16 protein-coding genes and 1 pseudogene are annotated in these 16398 nt (G+C 36.8%); 7 read left to right on the forward strand and 10 right to left on the reverse strand.

The genetic code is table 11. The features are described 5' to 3' along the window. Positions 1-143: 143 nt before the first annotated feature. The 3 genes and pseudogenes from BKP57_RS07585 to BKP57_RS07595 all read right to left on the reverse strand — a co-directional run bounded on the left by BKP57_RS07585 (position 144) and on the right by BKP57_RS07595 (position 2894). On the reverse strand, positions 144-1493 hold the full coding sequence (locus BKP57_RS07585; protein WP_072741274.1) for a HAMP domain-containing histidine kinase: 1350 nt from the start codon (positions 1491-1493) through the stop codon (positions 144-146). After that, complete coding sequence (locus BKP57_RS07590) at positions 1490-2182, reverse strand: response regulator transcription factor (RefSeq protein ID WP_050351106.1); 693 nt, start codon at positions 2180-2182, stop codon at positions 1490-1492. The genes BKP57_RS07585 and BKP57_RS07590 overlap by 4 nt, the downstream gene beginning before the upstream one ends. Positions 2183-2335: 153 nt before the next feature. Continuing rightward, positions 2336-2894, reverse strand: a pseudogene (locus BKP57_RS07595) (GNAT family N-acetyltransferase). A 128-nt stretch (positions 2895-3022) separates the two neighbouring features. Between BKP57_RS07595 and BKP57_RS07600 the strand changes: the two are divergent. After that, the gene (locus tag BKP57_RS07600) at positions 3023-3646 is read left to right on the forward strand and encodes a VOC family protein (RefSeq protein WP_050351105.1); all 624 of its coding nucleotides are present in this window, start codon (positions 3023-3025) and stop codon (positions 3644-3646) included. 128 nt (positions 3647-3774) lie between these two features. Here the strand turns inward: BKP57_RS07600 and BKP57_RS07605 are convergent, their stop codons facing one another. The 3 genes from BKP57_RS07605 to BKP57_RS07610 all read right to left on the reverse strand — a co-directional run bounded on the left by BKP57_RS07605 (position 3775) and on the right by BKP57_RS07610 (position 5121). Next, positions 3775-4095 carry a thioredoxin family protein gene (locus BKP57_RS07605; protein WP_050351104.1) on the reverse strand — a complete coding sequence of 107 codons (321 nt, stop codon included), beginning with the start codon at positions 4093-4095 and terminating at the stop codon, positions 3775-3777. Further along, positions 4083-4238, reverse strand: a complete 156-nt coding sequence (locus tag BKP57_RS22495; protein ID WP_157858451.1) for a hypothetical protein — start codon at positions 4236-4238, stop codon at positions 4083-4085. Before BKP57_RS22495 ends, BKP57_RS07605 begins: the two co-directional genes overlap by 13 nt. A 70-nt stretch (positions 4239-4308) precedes the next feature. Next, positions 4309-5121 (reverse strand): DUF368 domain-containing protein, encoded by an 813-nt coding sequence (locus BKP57_RS07610; RefSeq protein WP_050351103.1) that lies wholly within the window; start codon positions 5119-5121, stop codon positions 4309-4311. Between the two features lie 315 nt (positions 5122-5436). On the opposite strand from BKP57_RS07610, the gene BKP57_RS07615 reads away from it, so the two are divergent. Continuing rightward, on the forward strand, positions 5437-5772 hold the full coding sequence (locus BKP57_RS07615) for a PadR family transcriptional regulator (protein WP_050351102.1): 336 nt from the start codon (positions 5437-5439) through the stop codon (positions 5770-5772). Then, a complete protein-coding gene (locus tag BKP57_RS07620) occupies positions 5769-6458 on the forward strand; it encodes a DUF1129 family protein (protein ID WP_050351101.1) in 690 nt (229 codons plus the stop codon). Before BKP57_RS07615 ends, BKP57_RS07620 begins: the two co-directional genes overlap by 4 nt. 243 nt (positions 6459-6701) lie before the next feature. Here the strand turns inward: BKP57_RS07620 and BKP57_RS07625 are convergent, their stop codons facing one another. Next, on the reverse strand, positions 6702-7841 hold the full coding sequence (locus tag BKP57_RS07625; RefSeq protein ID WP_050351100.1) for a CapA family protein: 1140 nt from the start codon (positions 7839-7841) through the stop codon (positions 6702-6704). A gap of 269 nt (positions 7842-8110) precedes the next feature. Here BKP57_RS07625 and BKP57_RS21995 point away from each other — a divergent pair, with 269 nt between their 5' ends. From BKP57_RS21995 to BKP57_RS07645, 4 genes are all read left to right on the forward strand, one after another. Beyond that, on the forward strand, positions 8111-8269 hold the full coding sequence (locus BKP57_RS21995) for a YfhE family protein (protein WP_072741275.1): 159 nt from the start codon (positions 8111-8113) through the stop codon (positions 8267-8269). A gap of 118 nt (positions 8270-8387) precedes the next feature. Next, on the forward strand, positions 8388-9305 hold the full coding sequence (locus BKP57_RS07635; RefSeq protein ID WP_050351099.1) for an ABC transporter ATP-binding protein: 918 nt from the start codon (positions 8388-8390) through the stop codon (positions 9303-9305). A 1-nt stretch (position 9306) separates the two neighbouring features. After that, entirely contained in the window at positions 9307-10251 is a 945-nt protein-coding gene (locus BKP57_RS07640; protein ID WP_306423712.1) for an ABC transporter permease, read from the forward strand. A 665-nt stretch (positions 10252-10916) separates the two neighbouring features. Beyond that, complete coding sequence (locus BKP57_RS07645) at positions 10917-11096, forward strand: hypothetical protein (RefSeq protein ID WP_072741276.1); 180 nt, start codon at positions 10917-10919, stop codon at positions 11094-11096. A 372-nt stretch (positions 11097-11468) separates the two neighbouring features. Here the strand turns inward: BKP57_RS07645 and BKP57_RS07650 are convergent, their stop codons facing one another. From BKP57_RS07650 to BKP57_RS07665, 3 genes are all read right to left on the reverse strand, one after another. Then, positions 11469-11741 (reverse strand): YkvA family protein, encoded by a 273-nt coding sequence (locus BKP57_RS07650; protein ID WP_050351096.1) that lies wholly within the window; start codon positions 11739-11741, stop codon positions 11469-11471. 454 nt (positions 11742-12195) lie between these two features. Continuing rightward, on the reverse strand, positions 12196-14019 hold the full coding sequence (gene typA, locus BKP57_RS07655; protein ID WP_050351095.1) for a translational GTPase TypA: 1824 nt from the start codon (positions 14017-14019) through the stop codon (positions 12196-12198). Positions 14020-14829: 810 nt separating this feature from the next. Further along, positions 14830-16257, reverse strand: coding sequence for an SLC13 family permease (locus tag BKP57_RS07665; protein ID WP_072741277.1), 1428 nt, complete (start codon positions 16255-16257; stop codon positions 14830-14832). Positions 16258-16398 lie beyond the last annotated feature (141 nt).

Genomic DNA, 16398 nt, shown 5'->3' on the forward strand with positions numbered 1-16398 from the left:
ACATTGCTTCTGTATTTTTTAAACCTCTCATATAGAAGCTAGTTAGAACTTTCCACCATTAATTCTTGAAAAAATCGCTAATATTACTTTCCATTTCCTCCGATGGGCGTTAAGTGTTTATTAATTCTTTGTGAGTCACGCTTTTAAATGGGAAATTTTACGGTAAACGTTGATCCCTCTCCAACTGTACTCTGAACTGTGAGTTCACCTTGATGTTCTTTTACAATTGCCTTAGCGATAGATAAACCTAACCCTGTTCCACCAGTATCTCGACTTCTTGCCTTATCGACACGGTAAAATCGATCAAAAATCCGCGCCTGTTCTGACTCTGGTATACCAGCACCATAATCACGAACCTTTATTATTGCTAGCTTATCCCACACATCAAAGTCAACTTCAACGCGCTCTTCGCTATATTTCAATGCATTGTCAATCAAAATATAAATAACCTGCTCCAACTGATCTCGATTTCCTGAAAGGATCACAGCATCCACTGCATGGTTAGTAAATATAATCTCTCTTGTATACGCTCTTTGGAACGTCGTTACTGTTTCTTCTATTAAAGCAACTATATCCACCTGTTCCATCAAAGCATGATGTTTGTTTTTTGCTAAAGCCAACATTTGTTCAACTAATTTTCCCATTCGATCTGCTTCGGAATGAATTGCTTCAATCGACTCTTTAACAAGATGTGGATTATCAATCCCTCTTCGTTCCAAAAGCTGTGCATAACTTTTCACAATCGAAATAGGTGTCTTTAATTCATGGGAAGCGTCTGATACAAACGTCTCTTGTCTCTCAAAGTTATCTTTTAAATGATCCATCATTTCATTAAATGTCTTTTCCATTTCAAATAGTTCATCTTTGGACCGATTCTGAACATGAATCTTTTTCCAATTGGCTTCTTTCATATTTTCCCGCATCGTTTGAATTAATGATTTTATTGGATTTAATAAAAAACGACTCAACACATTTCCACCGATAATAATGGGCACTAACATAAAAATGGTTGCAATCAAAAGTACGGTAAATAAAGTTTTCATCGTACTATCCAAATTTGTTACTTGATTGGAAACTTGGATCGTCACAACTTCCCCTGCTCGCTCACCTGCCCCCCATATAATCGGCTTCGATATAACAGCAACAGCTGGTTCACTATCCTGTTGGATGACATTTTGGGATTCGTTGGAACTAAATTCAAGTGGAATATCGTATTGGGCCGCTTGTTGGGCAGAAAAAAATATAGTACCATCTTGATCTACCACCCTTATCATTCCTTCAGGTGGTGAAAAAGATCGAAATAACTCGTTGGAAATAACATCTGGTTGATCATTCATGACTTTCACTAAACGCTCTGTTTGATCAGCCAGATCCTGTAACTGTCCATCTGCAGATACTTTATAAAATAACATATAAATAGCTGTATTTATGATTAAAGTAAGAATGAGCATAAATATGCCGGAAAATAGTTGGATTTTTGTCCTTAGTTTCATGTGTCCAAATCCTTTATCGTATAGCCTACACCACGAACGGTTCGGATATACGCTCGTTCGTATCCCTTATCTATTTTTTGCCGTAAGTAACGGATGTAAACATCTACTACATTCGTATCTCCATAATAATCAAAGCCCCACACTTGTTCAATTAGTTTCTCACGGGTCAATACAATATTTTTATTCTTTAATAAGCAGACTAGCAAATCAAATTCTCGTGGTGTTAACTCGATTTGTTTCTCTCCTCGCTTCACTTCTCTGCTTTTTACGTGTACATATAAGTCGCCAATGCCAATATTCTCATCTTCTACTTGCTTTTTAATCGGATTACGTAAATGTACGCGAATCCGCGCTAATAATTCCTCAATCTGAAATGGTTTGGTAATATAATCATTTGCTCCGAGATCCAGACCACTGACTTTATCATGCACTTGATCCCTGGCGGTCAATAGCAAGATCGGGGTCGTTTCATCTGACCTTCTCACTCTGCGCAATACTTCCAAACCACTTAATTCTGGTAGCATAATATCAAGCAATACTAAGTCCCATTCATTTTGTTCTATTTGTGTTAAAGCTTCTTTCCCATCAAAAGCTACTTCCGTTGCGTAATTTTCATACTCCAATTCTAATTGTAGAACCCTACTTAACTTTTTTTCATCTTCAACAATTAATATACGTGGCTTTTCCATTTTTACACCTGCTTTTCATTATTCCAATGTTCTCGCTTCGATGCGCGACTTTTACGCTCAGTACACCCACCCTTTTTACATAGAACAAAATTCTTCTAATGATTATTCTTTCTTTTAACATATCAAAGGATAGCCAAATCGTCTGCTAATAATTTAATTTAGCATCACACAAGTATTACGTAAGCTCAGCCCGTCTACGCTTCTGGAATCATGGTAATGAATACCTTCTAATTCGAAGCCTAATTTTTTAGGAATTGCCCGACTACGATAATTCTCTTCATCACAGCGTATTTCTACGCGCTTCGCTCCCAATTCCTCCAAAGCAAATTTGGTCAGAGCTTCTACTGCCTCGGAAATAATTCCTTTTCCTTGCTGTCTTGTATCCACCCAGTATTCAATTTCAAATTTGGGTCCTTTCCAATTAATACGATGCAACCCTGTGCAGCCGAGAAAAGCTTTGGTATGTTTATCAAATATATGAAAGCGCAAATCTTCTTTTTGTAGAAATTGAATCTGTGCTTCGCGAACGTTTGCTTCCGTTTCTTCTAATGTTTGTTCGTTTTGAGCAAAGGGAAGCCATTGTTTTAGTTCTGATTGTCTCAACTGAATAGCTTCATGAACAGCTTTTCCATCCCCTGGAAGTGGTAAACGAATCAGTAACCTTTTTTGTATGAATTTCATGTGGGAATTCCTTTAATACTGGATAGCCCACGGCTACTCCTCCTTTTATGGTATATTTTTTTCTATTATACTTAGTTATAGAGAATATTCAATGACCTAATAAGAAATGCAACGGCAACGCTTGTAACGCCAATCTGGTAATCAAGAGGAGGTATTTTCATGCTCGCATTAGATCATATTGTTATCGCAGCCAAAGATCCTCAAGAAGCAGCAAAGCAATTTTCCCTTCAACATAACGTACAGACTATTTCAGGAGGAAAGCATAAAAATTGGGGGACGTTTAATCACCTAGCTTATTTTTCTAATGATTGCTATGTGGAGTGGCTCGGTATCTTTGATGAGGAAATAGCGAATGAAGCCAGTAATCCACTAATCCACCAGCTCGTTCAGTCGCTCCGTGCAGGTGAAGAAGGTCCTATACAATTTGCATTCCGCACCAGCCACATGGAACAGCTCATTCAGTATTTCGAACAAGCCTCTATCCCAGCTATAGGACCTATACCGGGAAAACGGCACAGACCTGATGGCAGTAACCTGACTTGGAAAATGTTGTTTCCTCAGGGGAAGCGCCCGCTTCCGTTCCTTATCGAGTGGGGAGAAGGGTATCATGTAGCAAAGAATAAATCATTTATAAATAGCCAAATCATTGCCCAAGTAAAGACAAACTTACCCGTACATCTCATTTCTTCTCATTATAAACTTGCGGCTGAACCAACATTAACGTTAGCCAATACAGAATTGCTTTTAAATGAACATAGCACGTTATCTTTTGCGTTACGTTAATAAATGTTAAATTCTGCTACTTATTCATCCAATCAACAAAGAAAAACTCTTTTCTTCAATTAGAGCATTTTATCACTACACAGATTAAAAAAGAGGCTATTGTCCATTTGCAATAGCCTCCACTTTGATTAGCCTAGTTGTTGATGAAGAAATTCACTGACAGATTCCGGCGTTTTCGTATAAGCACTATGCTGATGTGCTATTTTCTCCCCATTTTGAAATAGGAGTATACTTGGAATTCCCATGACATCATATTTTTCTGCAATTCCTTTTACTTCATCGCTGTTGATTTCATACCATTGATATTGTTTAAATTCATCCACAATGTCGCCAATAAACATGTCCAATCGCTTGCAATCTGGACACCAATCAGCAAAAAATTTAATAATTACAGGTTTGTCACTTTTGATTGCTTCATGAAAAGCTGCTTCTGTTGTTAGACGTTCCATGCTCTTTCTCCTTCCATAACCAATGTTTTTCCCGCACCTAATGTACCATGATAAATCTCCCGCTTAGACCTAAAGGGAGTTAACACTACTCCCATACCCAATTCTTCAAAGGTCTTTCTATCATACTCTTGCGATACTAACATTCTAATTAGATGAAGTTTCCCTTTATTGTAGCGATTCTTGTCACATTTGTCTTATTATCTGCTTACGCTTTTAGACATATTCAACCCTTCCTAATATGTAAGCAGCAGCAAGTCCAGCAGCAAAAGCCGCAATACTAAGTAAGCCTAGATTAAATGAGGCAGGCCAGCCTGGGAACACGACAAAAATGGAACCAATAACCATCCCAATAATTATCGCTAATGTAGCTGTTGTATAACGGGTTAAAAAGAAATTAACGACTTTACTCATGAATACAAGCCCAATAACAATACCTACTCCGGTAACAGCTATAACATCTAAGCGAAAATTACTAACGGCACTAATAACGGTAGGATAAACGCCAATAATAAGTAGCAAAAATGAACCGCTAATGCCTGGCAATATCATAGCGGCACTAGCAATAACCCCTGAACCAAACAGCAATAAATAAGTGGACATGTCCATTTCGGTAATCACTTTTGGCTCTCCTTCATTTAAAAATAACATGGAGCCAACGAGAACCATCCCTATCACTAATAACAAAATATGATTTGCTTTAAATGTTTTTCTAGCATTTGCTTTATAAAACAAATAAGGCAATATCCCAATAATTAACCCTAAAAAAAAGAACTGCGTTGGTCCAGGATAATGTGCAAATAACCATTCAATTGCATGACTCAATAACAATATTGCAATAACAACGCCTATTCCCAATGGGACTAAAAAGCCTAGTTGTTTCTTCCAATCCTTGCTTAAAAATCCATTTATCGCTGCAATTAATCGGTCATATATACCTAATAATACTGCAATGGTCCCCCCGCTTACACCCGGGATCACATCACTTGCTCCCATTAGCATACCTCTATAAATATTTTTCCATTCCATGTTGTTTTATCACCTTTCATACTTCATCAATTTTTCTACTAAACTCGCAAGTGCAAGCAAGCAGTATATAAACCTTTTCGTATTACAATCTACTTCACATTTATCCGGTAAAAAACCTATTCGTTTTGCCTAACGCATATGCTACTAGTTTATTTTTAAAAATTACTCGTTCATGTAAACACGGATAAAATTATCATACCAAAAAATGCTTGTGTTTTATAGAAAAAAATTGTAAAGTATTTGTATAAGCTACTTTGTATAACAAGGTAGCTAATTTAAAATTCACTATCATGTTATACAAGGTAGGTTAAGATTATGTCTTTGCGTAGTCAAATGTTAAAAGGGATTTTAGAAGGATGTATTTTATCCATCATTCAGCAACAACCTACATACGGTTATGAAATTTCCGTTATTTTAAAGGAATATGGTCTGGAAAACATTAGTGAGGGTTCCATTTATCCTATCCTGTTGCGATTACAAAAGGAAAAATTAATTATCGGTGAAATGAAGAAATCAGAATCTGGACCAAAACGAAAATATTACCAATTAACCGAAGACGGAAACGAAGCGCTAAAGGAATTTTATTTACAATGGGACGCAATCAAAAATCCCGTTGATAAAATTGTCAACCAAGGAGGTTATGATGTATGAATGCAAGTGCACTAATTGAATTAAATAACGAAAAGCGTACACATTTAAATGAAGCAAATTTGGCTTATTATGAAAACATGCTTATTTATATCCGTTCGGCTAGTAATAAGTCAGAACAACAGACAGAGGAACTGCTTTTGGAACTATTAGAACATTTACTGCAAGCACAGTCAGAAGGTAAAAATGCAACCGATATTTTTGGGTCGAACCCAAAAGCGTATTGCGAGGAGCTCATTCAAGAACTCCCGAAAGAAAAACAAAAGCCCCGTTTATTGTTCGTAGCTCAAATTTCTTTCCAGACAATCGGTTTTTTGAGCCTTATCTATGGAATTATTGGCTTAACAATGTATTATTTCTTTCAGATTGGAGCAGCAGTAAGTTCATTTTATCCAGCATCCATATTTGTAATGTTGGTATGCTATCTCATTATCCTCTATCTATTTATTAAAACCGTCTTCTGGTGGTTAAAACGATCCACGTTTGCCGGAAAACAGACCAATAAGTGGATCGAATTTATCCAAGCTTGGCTCGGATTGTCAGCGTTTATTACATTATTTGTTGTTATTATGCGATTCACACCAAGATTTGGACCGGTAATGCAGATTCCAACAGCTGTATTTATTGGCTTTTCTCTTATTTTTTATTTTATTGCTTATCTGATAAAAAGAAAAGAACAACACGGGTAAGTTATTTTCTCTTTGAAATGAAAAGGAGCTGCTATGTGACCTAGCAGCTCCTTTCGACATGACCGATGCTGACTTATTGGAGGGCGCATTTCTAAAGTCGCAACGTTGCTGGCGCTTGCGCCGAACGTGGCTATTCGGTTATTTCGTTATTATCAAGCACCTCATTCTATGCTTTCTTATCTTACGAAGAAAGACTGAGCGTCCTTTAATCGTGAAATAAGCTGGTCTCTTATCCCCTTCCGTTTACGGTTCCATAATCTCTAATTCTGGCAACCATTTCTTCATATGCGCTGTTATCTCTTTATAATAGTTTTTCGCACCATTTAAATCATTATTGGTTATATTTTTTAATGGAATGACTTGATAATCGGCTTCATTCTTATATTTAACAAATGTCGGCAAAAATGCTGGCTTCTCAAGTTTGATTTCTTCATTCTCATTTTTCGTTATGGTAAACTTCAATATACCGCCAAATCGTCGATAGAGTTCATCTTGACCTGATAAGAAGTTTCCTAAAGAATAAGCAACAAAGGTCCGATTCCCTTTTTTCCCTTTTACCCATGCTACAGGTTGCAGCACATGTGGATGATGTCCGATTACTGCATGAACACCTTGATCAGCCGCAAATTGCGCTAAATCCTTTTGTTCCTTATTTGGTAACATTTGATATTCAGTGCCAAAATGCAAATTAAGAATGACAACATCTGCTTGCTGTTTCGCTTTTTTTATTTCTGTAGCCATCCGCTCCTTGTTTATTAAATTTACTAAATAGGGCTTCCCTTCAGGAACAGGGATTCCATTCGTTCCATATGTGTATGCAAGAAATGCTACATCAATGCCTTCCTTAGTTCGATAAACTCGCAAAGTAGCTTGGTCTGCTTCGTTTTTATAAGCTCCTGTATACATCATATCAATCTGTTCCCAATGCTCTATTGCTCGTTGAATAGCTTTTTCTCCTCTATCAAGCGTATGGTTGTTCGCTATCGTTACTACATCAACTCCAGCAGCTTTTAAAGCGTCACCTACAGCGAATGGGCTGTTGAAGGCTGGATACGAGGACAAGCCCAGCTCCTCTCCCCCTATCATCGTTTCCTGGTTTGCAACTGTAACCGTTGCTTCCTCCAAATACGGTTTCACTTCTTTAAGCATTGGAGTAAAATTATAACCAGTTTCTGTTTTTGCATCTTCATAAACTTGGCTATGAATAAGCATATCTCCAATTGCAGCAATGGTGATTTCCTGTTTAGGGGGTTCTTTTTCATCTACAGTTGTTTCTCTTACCTCATGCCGTTTTGGTTCTTTTGTCGAATTATTACTACACCCTACAAGCATACTAAAGCCGATCAAGATGATACATATAACTGCAATAAAATGTCGGTTCATTTCTTCTGCTCCTTTTGCATAACTCTAGCTGTTTATATTTTTCTCTTCAAAAGTTTGATTATAACGTGATCACCGTTAAGGCTCAGCTTACATTCTTACCACATTATAACGCATATTATCTTTTCATGTTTGATTTTTTTCGTAAGAGGGAATGGCTATATATAAGTTCAAAAAAGACCCCCTAGGAGCTGAACAACAGCTTAGATACATGAATAAAACAAAGACGCTATGTCTATTTTTGAACAACATCTAAAGAAAGGATTTTTTACATGCGAAAAACGCAGTATCAACCAACTAAAAACAAACAGCTGACAGATGCGCAAGAAATCCACTATGGCAAAGACTTCAAACAAGCTGACATCGCTGGCGGATATCGGCAGCCACGCGTAAAAGAAGCAAAATACAATAATCCTGACCTAAAAAATTAAACTTTTTTACATGTTCCCCAATTTGTTCAACTACTTTTTGAGCAAATTGGGGGTTTTTTGAAACAAATTTGTCACTTCTACCGTAGTACTATTAATCAATTTAATTGGAGGTTACATAATGTCTTCAGCTGCAATGGAATTAGTCAATTTAAAAAAGAAAATTGGCAAAAAAGAAATTATTAAAGGCTTGTCCTTTTCCATCCCTAAAGGAGAAGTGTTTGGATTTATTGGGCCAAATGGGGCTGGTAAAACGACCACCATCCGTATGATGGTTGGATTAATGAGCATAACAGAAGGAGATGTCATTATCCAGGGAAACAGCATTAAAAGCAATTTTAAACATGCTGTGCGCGAAGTTGGCGCCATTGTCGAAAACCCAGAAATGTACCCGTTTTTAACTGGTTGGCAAAACTTAAAACACTACGCCCGGATGATGCCAGGAGTAACAACAGAACGAATACATGAAGTCGTCAAGCTCATTGGTCTTGAAAAAGCAATTAATGAAAAGGTTGGAAGATATTCATTAGGAATGCGTCAACGGCTTGGAATTGCTCAGGCACTCTTACATAATCCATCTGTATTAATATTAGACGAACCAACAAACGGATTAGACCCAGCTGGAATTCGCGAAATTCGCGACCATATTCGGAAGCTAGCAAAAGAAGAAAATGTTGCTATTATCATCTCCAGTCACTTGCTTTCTGAGATTGAACAAATGTGTGACCGAATTGGCGTAATTAAAAACGGAGAAATCATTAAAATTCAAAACGTCGGTGAAGAAACAAAAGAAGAAGAAGTAATTCACCATGCTGAGGTTATACCAATGGATAAGGCAATGAAAATCTTAAATGAAGATTTCCAGCTGGAATCCGTTGAGCTTGATGGTAATTTATCTTTCCGCTGTAAAAAAGAGCAAGTTCCGGAAATTATTAAAAAATTAGTAGAAAATGAATGTCAGATTTATCAAGTCAATGTTGCAAAAGGTACACTAGAAGATCAATTCTTTGAACTGATTGGAGAGAATACGATTGAGTAGAATGTTAAAACTAATTCAAAATGAACAAGGGAAAATCTTTATTCGTAAATCAACATGGATCATGTATATTATCTTAGCCGTGCTTATATTTGGTAATGCTCTTTTAACCAATAGCTTTGATGGTCTAAAGAAGGACTACCAAGGTGACGATTGGCGCCAAGTATTGGAAGAAGAAAATAAAGAACTGCAGAAAGAAATGGAAGAAGTGGAAGGTTTTGAAGACTACAACAATTCCCTTATTGCCAAAAATAATTATTACTTGGAAAATGATATTCAACCTGCCCCTTATACAGCTTGGACTTTTGTTGAAGAAAACATAAATTTTCTATCAATTGTTAGTTTATTAACCATTATTATTGCAGCAGGAATAGTTGCCAATGAGTTCAGATGGGGTACGATTAAATTATTATTAATTCGTCCAATTAGCAGAAGTGGCATCTTATTATCCAAATATATTACCGTCTTACTATTCGCCCTTTATACAGCCATATTTACACTCGTTTTAATGTGGATTTTTGGAGCAATCTTCTTTGGTATTGGCGACTTGAACCCTTCTATTGTTGTGGAAGGAGAAGATGGTTTTAAAACTGTATCACTAGTAGCTAATGTATTTACTAGCTTTGGTTTCAAACTTGTGAACCTTGTAATGATGGCTACGTTTGCGTTTATGATCTCTGCTGTCTTCCGTAATAGTTCATTAGCAATTGGTATTGCTATCTTCCTAATGATGGGCGGTAGCTCTATTGTTACATTCTTTGCTGATAAAGAATGGGCTAAATATATTTTGTTCGCTCACACGGACTTAAGTCAATATATGGATGGAAACTTTCTAATGCTTGAAGATAATACGATGGGCTTTTCTATAACTGTATTAGTTGTATATTACGCCATTTTCATGTTATTGTCATGGATTGTTTTCACAAAGCGCGACGTTGCTGGTCAATAATCCTAATTAAATAATTGTGCTAGATAATTTGAGACAAATTTATAATCCCATATCAATGATATGGGATTATTTATGGCTTCAATGAATATTTTATTAATGGTTAAAAATGTTCCTCAAGAGAAGCTTTCTTCTCTCAACTATGCATAATTGAATCTTACCAACGCTAGTTTGCATCTTCGAACCAGTTATTTAGATCTCATATTCTTGTTATTAAACACTTTCGTATTCAACATGGATACAATCAAATTCGCATCTTGCAGCACTATACTGGCTTGTCCCCCTATTCATTGTCGATTTTTCCGTGCTACAATATACATATAAATGCTATTTTTGCTAAGTATCTATTATAATGGATGTTTAAGGGACCAGATATTCATGAGATTAGCGTTGCAGTAGCACTTTTCTTCCTACTCAAGAAGGATGGAGGGATTAATTCCTAGTTCCACATACATAACTAGTATAAAATGAATTCTTCAATCAGGTGAGAGGGGGCTTTTATCCCCGCTGTTGTTATTACCGTAATGGGATGACCTAAACTGGACGAATGGAGCGTTTAGATGCTCGCTTATATCCCACTTAGGTTTGTTTCCATTCTTAAATGGAAGACCTTATAAAACTTATATACGGGATAAAATAGACTGAAGTTTGCATTCGAGGTGTTGTTCGTGAAGCGTTACTTAACAGTATTATTTATTGGCTTAAGTGCAGTTATATTAGTAGTTGGTTTAAGAACAAACACGCAGTGGAGTGGTGTTGTTTCGTGGGGGCTTTCGTTTATTTTTCTTATATGTGCTGCCTATTCTACAAAATACATACCTAACGATGATGAAGAAAGCCACGAATAATACAGCATATCATAAAGTGAATCTTCAATCAGTGGGGTTTTTCATTCATCCACCACCAATTGTTATACCGAAATGGTATAACCTAAAGGCCTGTTAAGAAGTAGAGCATTTTAGATGCTGTTATCTCCCACTTAGACTTAGGCTGTAGTGCAATCCAACTCCTGAAGTGGGAGTCTTACAGCAACTTAATGTACGGGATAAAGAAGAAAAATTCAAACACTCACTCACTTACTAGTATACAAACAAGAGATGAATATAGTGAATGTGTTAATGAGAATTTTATAATTTTCAAACCAGTCAAAAAAGCAGACGTTTATATGAAGAAGTCTGCTTTTTTGTCAATGAATCGATTACAAGAAATGTGCAACTATTCTAGAATGAATATTTTTCCTTAATTGCTTCTGGCGCCATTTTAACCATCCATTGTAACAGAAAAACGGCAATCGACACATCATCAATTAACCCGAACCCTAATATAACATCTGGAATCATATCAAATGGAAAAATAAAATATCCTAATATCAGCAATACAAAGAAAAGTTTTTTAGTGTTGGCTACATCTTTCGAAGTAAAAAAATCCTTAAAGAAAGGAATTGATCGGTGGAACGTAAACAAAAAACGGACGCGTTTCCATAATCTCTTCATTATCTTAACCCCCTTCTTTATAGCATCTTACTGTTCTGTATCCATAAAGTAAATCTTCAATCAATAGGGTTTTCATTCATCCACCACTGATTGTTAGTAACATAATGGGATGACTTAAAAGCAGCTTACGAAATAGGGTATTTAGGTGCTGTTATCTCCCCAGAGAACCTTATATACAGGATAAACCTACAAGTATAAACAAAATATGTTTCAATTATTTATGAGCAAAAGAAACTCATACCTTTATTCGAAATGTCAATCCGAGCTATTTTAGTTTTAGCTCAAATCCCCTTACCTCATAGATAACGAAATGGAGAAGACGCAGGTAACTCCACCCTTTTTAAGCGCCTAAATTTATACTTTTGTATTTTTGTAAAAAAACACCGAAGAAAGGGTTCTTTTTTCGGTGTTTTTTACATGTATCTATTCCAGAAAAATGATTTTTTATAACCATTTATTTATTTCTTTTCGCTGCTTTTTCGCGTTCATTCTTATTAAGAATTTTTTTACGTAAGCGAATAGATTCGGGTGTTACTTCGCAATACTCATCTTCATTTAAATATTGTAATGCCTCTTCCAAAGACATATTACGCGATTTACGGATTGTTATTGTTTGATCTTTCGTTGCAGAGCGAACATTTGTTAAATGCTTTTCTTTTGTAATGTTTACCGTAAGATCATTATCACGATTATGTTCGCCTACAATCATACCCGCATACACTTCTGTTCCAGGTGTAACAAAGATAACGCCGCGATCTTCCAATTGCATAATCCCGTAGGTCGACGTCTTCCCATTTTCTAGAGCAACAAGTACCCCTTCTCTTCTTCCGCCAACCTGACCTTTAATTACCGGCTCGTATCCTTCAAAGGTATGGTTCAAGATACCATAGCCACGTGTTTGCGACATAAATTCGGTAGCATATCCCAACAATCCACGAGATGGAACTTTAAACTCTAAGCGTACTTGTCCATTTCCTTGATTTGCCATATCCAGCATTTCGCCTTTTCTTGAACCAAGCGATTCCATAATGGCACCTGTATATTCTTCCGGAACATCTACTTGAACCCTTTCTACTGGTTCACATTTTACACCATCTATTTCTTTTATAATGACTTGTGGTTTCGATAACTGCAATTCAAAGCCTTCTCGGCGCATATTCTCAATCAGAATCGATAAATGCAGCTCCCCTCGCCCAGAAACAATCCATGCATCAGGTGAATCAGTCGGGTCAACGCGAAGACTAACATCTGTTTCCAATTGCTTCAGCAAGCGTTCTTCAATTTTTCTAGCGGTAACAAACTTTCCTTCTTTACCTGCAAACGGACTATTATTTACAAGGAACGTCATTTGCAGTGTGGGTTCATCAATCCGTAACCATGGAAGACTTTCTGGATGATCTTGAGGACAGACCGTTTCTCCTACATTAATATCTTCTAACCCAGCAACAGCCACTACATCACCAGATACAGCTTCTTGAATTTCAATTCGTTTTAAACCGATAAATCCAAACAGTTTCGTAATACGGAATGACTTTTGTGTTCCATCTTTTTTCAAAATAACAACCTGCTGGCCAACTTTCATCGTACCCCGTACTACTCTGCCAATACCGATTCTGCCTACATAGTCATTGTAATCTAATAACGTAATTTGGAATTGCAATGGTTCTTCCCTGTTATCGATTGGTGCAGGAATATGTTCGAGTATCGTCTGAAACACAGGATCCATCGTTTCTTCCTGCTCGTTAGCTTTGTATCCAGAAGTTCCGTTTAAAGCGGAAGCATAGACAACCGGAAATTCCAACTGCTCATCATCTGCTCCTAATTCTATGAATAAATCTAATACTTCATCTACTACTTCAGTTGGTCTTGCATTCGGGCGGTCAATTTTATTTAAAACGACCATTGGGGTTAATTTCTGTTCAAGGGCTTTTTTTAGTACAAAACGTGTTTGTGGCATCGTCCCTTCATAAGCATCGACTACTAACGCTACCCCATCCACCATTTTCATAATTCGTTCCACTTCTCCACCGAAATCCGCGTGGCCTGGTGTGTCCAAAATATTAATGGCTGTGTCTTTATATTTAATGGCTGTATTTTTAGCCAGTATCGTAATCCCTCGTTCTCGTTCAATATCTCCGGAATCCATCGCTCGTTCATGAACATGTTCATTTTCACGAAACGTTCCGGAATACTTTAACATTTGGTCTACTAACGTTGTTTTCCCATGATCGACATGGGCTATGATAGCAATGTTGCGAATATCTTCTCTTAATTGCATACGTACGCTCCTCTATTTTAAGGGATAATAAGATTAAACTTCAATCCGTCAAGCTTTCTTTATCCCTACTAATTGTTAAATAACAGAATCTTGGATATCATATTTATCGGTTTGAGATTGCTGTTTTCTTGCAGGAGAAAACTCTTGGCTGTTTGCTAAGCTTTCCTTTTCAAGCAAGCGTCTCACCTCACGTATAGTGACCGTCCAAAAAGCAAGGGAAAAGAATAAATTCAAGGTGGACCCTGCAACAAAAAATTGTTCAGCATGGAGCAAGCATCCAGACTTCTTGGAATTCGTTTATTTTCGCCAGACTTTTTGAACATCCACTTATACTTGAAGATAGCCTTTCTTTACACTATAGGAAAGTATAAGATTTTTCTGGTTTATAGTATAAGAAAAACAAAGGCTTCTGCCATAAGACTTGGCGACAAGCCAAGTTTTTCTAATGCTGAATACATTTTTTTGTTCGACAACATCTTTCTAGCACATTAGAAAAACTATTCAATTATAACATGGATGTGCATATAAAGTAAAATTTTGATCCCAGAAGATACATAAATGCTTTATTTAAGATGATAGCCAATGGTTTATTTTTTCGATAGCATCATCTTACTAGGCAAACATTTAGAAAAAATCGGAGAACCACATTAATGGTTCGCCGATTTTTTAAAGGAATTAAACTATAAGGTTTGGTATGCAAGCTCAAAGATTACTCGTAATCGATGCTATCCACCAGTTGATGTTTCACTTATTTCTTATGCTTTATTTTGGTGCTCGAATACGAAACAAGTAATCTATAATTTAGTTTTGTTAAAAGGTTAATACAATCGGCTGCCAGAAGTAAACAAATACCACTATTACCAAAATTGCAAAAATGTTCATCCAAAAACCTGCTTTAACCATGTCATCTATTGTTAAGTATTCGGAACTGAACACTGCTGCATTTGGAGGTGTAGAGATTGGTAGCATGAATGCACAAGAAGCCGACAGAGCTACGACCGCCATAATACCATACGGATCAACACCGATGCCAATTGCAAGCCCAATACTAATTGGTATTAACATATTTGATACGGCTGTATTTGACATGATCTCGGTCATAAATAGTACGATCGCAGCAAGTACTATTAGTATAAGTAGATAAGGAAGTGATTCTAATGCACTTAGCAATGTTCCAAACCATTCTGTTAAACCAGATTCTTCAAAAGCAGCTGCTAGCGAAAGCCCACCACCAAATAGAAGGAGCAGTCCCCAAGGAAGATCTTTCATATCCTTCCATTGCATTAATCCCCCGGTCTCTTTTTTGCTCGGCAATAAAAACATAGCAGTTGCTCCAATAATAGAAATACTTGTATCAGATAAGCGCAAGCCTTCTGGTAGAAATCCAGAAGATATCCATAGCGCCCCGGTAATCGTAAAAATAAATAACACTGCTTTTTCCTCATAAGACATGGGACCAAGCTTTCTAAGTTGTTGCTTAGCAAAGTCATCTGAGATATTTCCAGTTTGGTTTACTTTGAATTGAATACGAGTTATATAAAAATATAAAGCTGCTAATAAAATAATCGTAAGAGGAAAACCAAATAAAAACCAGTCTGTAAATGTAACTTGCTGATCGAGAACACTAGATGCAACACCGGCAAAAACTGCATTTGGTACAGATCCAATTAGGGTAGCTAGTCCTCCAATGGACGCAGCATACGCTACAGTTAATAATAAGCCTTTTGCAAAATGATGCAATGATTTCTCATCAAGCAGGTTATTTTCTTTTACTTCTGTTATTAACGCTAAAGCGATTGGTAACATCATAAGAGCTGTTGCCGCATTCGAAATCCACATGGATAAAAGAGCTGTGGCAAGCAATACACCTAGAATAATACGTTGACTGCTTGTACCCACCATGGAAATAATGGTCATAGCAATTCGCTTATGGAGATTCCATTTTTCAATGGCAAGCGCAATTGTAAAGCCACCCATATACATAAAAACGATTGGGTTGCCGTAAGCCATGGTAGCTGTTTTTTCTTCTGCTCCACCTGTGATAGGTAATAAAAAAATAGGAAGCAAAGATGTTGCCGGTATTGGAATTGCTTCTGTTATCCACCAGCATGCTACCCATGCAGTAACTGCTAGGACAGCCCTTGGAGAATCATCAAGCCCGGTTAAATTGGGTAAAAAAAACAAGATTACAAATAAAATCGGACCAAGGATAAGCCCTAGAAATTGACGTTTCTTCACAGCTATTTCACCCTCTTTCTGATGTTTAATATTAGTAGTAGAATTGAAGATTACGATAATTTGTCAATTAGCAGGCACTATAAAACCCTTTCAAATTATCATTCGTCATTATATGTGATTTCTAACTAAGAGACCAAAAAG

The organism is Virgibacillus sp. 6R (genome assembly GCF_001895305.1).
GTDB lineage: Bacteria > Bacillota > Bacilli > Bacillales > Amphibacillaceae > Virgibacillus > Virgibacillus pantothenticus.

Excerpts from the sequence above, each read along its gene's own strand:
- BKP57_RS07620 (WP_050351101.1), top strand. The coding sequence starts at position 5,769 with ATGAATGCAAGTGCACTAATTGAATTAAATAACGAAAAGCGTACACAT.
- BKP57_RS07585 (WP_072741274.1), bottom strand. The coding sequence starts at position 1,493 with ATGAAACTAAGGACAAAAATCCAACTATTTTCCGGCATATTTATGCTC.
- BKP57_RS07615 (WP_050351102.1), top strand. The coding sequence starts at position 5,437 with ATGTCTTTGCGTAGTCAAATGTTAAAAGGGATTTTAGAAGGATGTATT.
- BKP57_RS07650 (WP_050351096.1), bottom strand. The coding sequence starts at position 11,741 with ATGAAGAGATTATGGAAACGCGTCCGTTTTTTGTTTACGTTCCACCGA.
- BKP57_RS22495 (WP_157858451.1), bottom strand. The coding sequence starts at position 4,238 with ATGTTAGTATCGCAAGAGTATGATAGAAAGACCTTTGAAGAATTGGGT.
- BKP57_RS07635 (WP_050351099.1), top strand. The coding sequence starts at position 8,388 with ATGTCTTCAGCTGCAATGGAATTAGTCAATTTAAAAAAGAAAATTGGC.
- BKP57_RS07600 (WP_050351105.1), top strand. The coding sequence starts at position 3,023 with ATGCTCGCATTAGATCATATTGTTATCGCAGCCAAAGATCCTCAAGAA.
- BKP57_RS07625 (WP_050351100.1), bottom strand. The coding sequence starts at position 7,841 with ATGAACCGACATTTTATTGCAGTTATATGTATCATCTTGATCGGCTTT.
- BKP57_RS21995 (WP_072741275.1), top strand. The coding sequence starts at position 8,111 with ATGCGAAAAACGCAGTATCAACCAACTAAAAACAAACAGCTGACAGAT.
- BKP57_RS07640 (WP_306423712.1), top strand. The coding sequence starts at position 9,307 with ATGTTAAAACTAATTCAAAATGAACAAGGGAAAATCTTTATTCGTAAA.
- BKP57_RS07605 (WP_050351104.1), bottom strand. The coding sequence starts at position 4,095 with ATGGAACGTCTAACAACAGAAGCAGCTTTTCATGAAGCAATCAAAAGT.
- BKP57_RS07610 (WP_050351103.1), bottom strand. The coding sequence starts at position 5,121 with ATGGAATGGAAAAATATTTATAGAGGTATGCTAATGGGAGCAAGTGAT.
- BKP57_RS07590 (WP_050351106.1), bottom strand. The coding sequence starts at position 2,182 with ATGGAAAAGCCACGTATATTAATTGTTGAAGATGAAAAAAAGTTAAGT.
- typA (WP_050351095.1), bottom strand. The coding sequence starts at position 14,019 with ATGCAATTAAGAGAAGATATTCGCAACATTGCTATCATAGCCCATGTC.